Below are 3851 nucleotides of genomic sequence, written 5' to 3'. Positions count from 1 at the left end.
ATACGGCGATGGGCCCGGAAACACGTTGTCGGTTCCGGGCCCATCGCCGTTCGAGGCATACGTCAGACGACGCGCACTCAGCCTCTGATCATGTTGCGCAGCACGTACTGCAGGATGCCTCCGTTGCGGTAGTAGTCCGCTTCACCCGGGGTGTCGATGCGAACCACGGCCTCGAATTCGACCTTGGAGCCGTCTTCCTTGGTGGCGATGACGGTCATCGTCTTCGGGGTGGTGCCTTCGTTCAGCTTCGCGACGCCGACGATGTCGAACGTCTCGGTGCCGTCCAGCTTGAGCGACGCTGCGCTCTCACCGGCCGGGAACTGCAGGGGAACGACGCCCATGCCGATGAGGTTGGAGCGGTGGATGCGCTCGAACGATTCGGTGATGACGGCCTTGACTCCGAGGAGCGAGGTGCCCTTGGCCGCCCAGTCGCGCGAGGAGCCGCTGCCGTACTCCTTGCCGCCCAGCACGACCAGCGGGATGCCGGCCTTCTGGTAGTTCTGCGACGCGTCGTAGATGAAGGACTGCGGTCCACCGTCCTGCGTGAAGTCACGGGTGTAGCCGCCCGAGACATCGTCGAGGAGCTGGTTCTTCAGGCGAATGTTCGCGAACGTTCCGCGAATCATGACCTCGTGGTTTCCACGACGCGAACCGAGCGAGTTGTAGTCCTTGCGCTCGACACCGTGCGAATCGAGGTACTGCGCGGCAGGCGTGCCTGCCTTGATGGGGCCTGCCGGGCTGATGTGGTCGGTGGTGACCGAATCGCCGAGCAGGGCCAGCACGCGTGCACCCTTGATGTCCTCGACCGGAGCCGGATCCATCGTCATGCCGTCGAAGTACGGAGGCTTTCGCACGTACGTGGAGTTGGGATCCCACTCGAACGTGTCGCCCTCGGGGGTGGAGAGGTTCTGCCAGCGGCTGTCGCCGGCGAAGATGGTGTCGTAGGACTTGGTGAACATGTCCCGGCTGATCGAGGACTGGATGGTCTCTTCGATCTCCTGCGTGGACGGCCAGATGTCCTTCAGGAACACCGGGTTGCCCTCGTGATCCTCGCCGAGGGCGTCGGTCTCGAAGTCGAAGTCCATCGTGCCCGCGAGGCCGTAGGCGATGACCAGCGGCGGTGAGGCCAAGTAGTTCATCTTGACGTCGGGGGAGATGCGGCCCTCGAAGTTGCGGTTACCCGACAGCACAGCGGTGACCGAGAGGTCGTTGTCGTTGATCGCCTTCGAGATCGGCTCGAGCAAGGGACCGGTGTTGCCGATGCACGTGGTGCAGCCGTAACCGCCGAGGTAGTAGCCGAGCTTCTCGAGGTACGGCCAGAGGCCGGCCTTCTCGTAGTAGTCGGTGACGACCTGCGAGCCGGGTGCCATGTTGGTCTTGACCCAGGGCTTGGTGGACAGGCCCTTCTCGACGGCGTTGCGGGCGAGCAGTGCCGCGCCGAGCATGACCGACGGGTTCGAGGTGTTGGTGCAGGAGGTGATGCCCGCGACCACGACGGCACCGTGATCGAGCACGAATTCGCCTGCCTCGTCGGTGGTGACGCGAACCGGCTTGCTCGGACGACCCTCGGAACCGTATGCGGCAGAACGAACGTCGACGGAATCCTCTTCGGCGAAGCTCAGCGACGCGGAGTCGCTGGCCGGGAACGATTCGTCGAGGGCCTCGTCGAGCTTGCTGTCACCCTCGTGCTTGGGGTGGTTCTCCTCGACGTAGTTGTGGATGTCCTTGCGGAACGCAACCTTGGACTCGGACAACAGGATTCGGTCCTGCGGGCGCTTCGGGCCTGCGATGGACGGAACGACCGTGTTGAGGTCGAGTTCGATGTACTCGGAGTACACGGCCTCGTTCTTCGGGTCGTGCCACATGCCCTGTTCCTTGGCGTACGCCTCGACGAGAGCGAGCTGCTCGTCGCTGCGGCCGGTCAGGCGCAGGTAGTTGATGGTTTCCTCGTCGATCGGGAAGATCGCTGCGGTGGAACCGAACTCGGGGCTCATGTTTCCCAGGGTGGCGCGGTTCGCCAGCGGAACCTCGGCCACGCCTTCGCCGTAGAACTCCACGAACTTGCCGACGACGCCGTGCTTGCGCAGCATCTCGGTTGCGGTCAGCACCACGTCGGTCGCGGTGACGCCGGGCTGGATCTCACCGGAGAGCTTGAAGCCGACGACGCGAGGGATGAGCATCGAGACGGGCTGGCCGAGCATGGCCGCCTCTGCCTCGATACCGCCGACGCCCCAGCCCAACACACCGAGGCCGTTGACCATCGTGGTGTGCGAGTCGGTGCCGACGCAGGTGTCGGGGTAGGCCTGGCCCTTGCGGGTCATGATCGTCGGTGCGAGGTACTCGATGTTGACCTGGTGCACGATGCCCATGCCCGGGGGGACGACCTTGAAGTCGTCGAATGCGCCCTGTCCCCAACGCAGGAACTGGTAGCGCTCACCGTTGCGCTCGTACTCGAGGTCGACGTTGCGCTCGAGGGCGTCGGCGCGGCCGAAGACGTCGAGGATGACCGAGTGGTCGATGACCATGTCGGCGGGGGAGAGGGGGTTGACCTTGTTGGGGTCGCCGCCCAGGGTGGTGACGGCTTCACGCATGGTGGCGAGGTCGACGATGCACGGAACACCGGTGAAGTCCTGCATGATGACGCGTGCAGGGGTGAACTGGATTTCGAAGCTCGGCTCTGCGGACGGATCCCACGAGGCAATCGAACGAATGTGGTCGGCGGTGATGTTCGCACCGTCCTCGGTGCGAAGGAGGTTCTCCGCGAGGACCTTCAGTGCGTAGGGCAACTTCTCGGCACCGGGCAAAGCCGACAGTCGGAAGATCTCGTACGAGTTCTCGCCGACTTCGAGGGTGCCCTTTGCACCGAATGAATCTTTACTTGCGGTCACTTCAGCTCCACTCGTCTATGAGGCACACCGCCGACGGGGCTGTGTCGACGGTTGAAGCGAGGCTCCGGCTGCGGGCCTCGGCCTCGAATCTCGGTAACGAGAGTTCGAGGCGGACGCACAGTCGGTGTCTCGATGGAAGTCTAACAGTACGCTTGTCCTGTGAAAACCTGCGGTCCGGTCCTCGGTGGGTGTCGCGAGACCGATCCACAGGACGATCCTCACGTAGTGCTCCCGGCTGCGCAATGAAGGGCGACCTCAGTAGTTGCGTCGGACCTGCGGGCCTACCAGGTACGGGCGCGGCGGTGACGTAGGGTTCGATCCGACTGGTTCCTACCGACTGGACGAGAGATGCCTGAGCCGATTCACGCCGTTTCCCCACTTGCCACCGACATACCGGCAGGTCTGGACGTCGACAGCATCGTCGCCACGGTCCGCGAGTCCGGTGTCAGTGCCCCCGCCGACGAAGAAGCCGGGTTGTCTGCGGCCGTCGCGCGCGCCGAGGACCACGGCATCGACCTGAGCATCGTGATCGTGCCGACCGAACCTCGCCACGACTCGCAACTTCGAGACCTCGCGACCGCTGTCGGAGCGCGCGAGGGCGGCACGGTTCTCGTGCTCAGTCCCGGTCAGGTGGGCACGTTCAGCGACTCGATCAGTCGGGTGACCCTCGAAGCAGGCCAGGACCGTACCTATACCGGCAACCACGTCGTCGCCGCGGACAACTTCGTCGACACCCTCGTCGAGGACCAGACGCCGTGGGGCCTGCTCACCGGCGGACTGGTCATCGTCGTCGCCGCGGTCGCGACCCTGACCGCTGCCGTCAAGGTCCGCAGATACCGCTCTCGTTCGGAGTCGAAGGATCACGCTCACAGCGAGCCCGTCAGCGACTGAGCACTCTCCTCCGCGTGTCGTTCGAGTGACCGACACCCGCACTGTCGGACCCGGTCGCGATCGTGACCGTGA

2 protein-coding genes are annotated in these 3851 nt (G+C 64.5%); one reads left to right on the top strand and one right to left on the bottom strand.

What is annotated here, in order from left to right:
- Window positions 1-77: 77 nt before the first annotated feature.
- Window positions 78-2888 (bottom strand): aconitate hydratase, encoded by a 2811-nt coding sequence (locus tag A2J02_RS12615; protein WP_068050501.1) that lies wholly within the window; start codon window positions 2886-2888, stop codon window positions 78-80.
- A gap of 348 nt (window positions 2889-3236) precedes the next feature.
- Here A2J02_RS12615 and A2J02_RS12610 point away from each other — a divergent pair, with 348 nt between their 5' ends.
- Entirely contained in the window at window positions 3237-3779 is a 543-nt protein-coding gene (locus A2J02_RS12610; RefSeq protein WP_068050500.1) for an Rv1476 family membrane protein, read from the top strand.
- The last annotated feature ends 72 nt before the right edge of the window (window positions 3780-3851 follow it).

The sequence above is a fragment of the Rhodococcus sp. EPR-147 genome (assembly GCF_001647185.1).
Lineage (GTDB): Bacteria > Actinomycetota > Actinomycetes > Mycobacteriales > Mycobacteriaceae > Rhodococcoides.
The sequence above is the reverse complement of the archived record's forward strand: the minus strand, read 5'-3'. Positions and strand labels throughout refer to the sequence as shown.

Bases quoted from the DNA above. Each gene is read 5' to 3' on its own strand.
- A2J02_RS12610 (WP_068050500.1), top strand. From the start codon at position 3,237: ATGCCTGAGCCGATTCACGCCGTTTCCCCACTTGCCACCGACATACCG.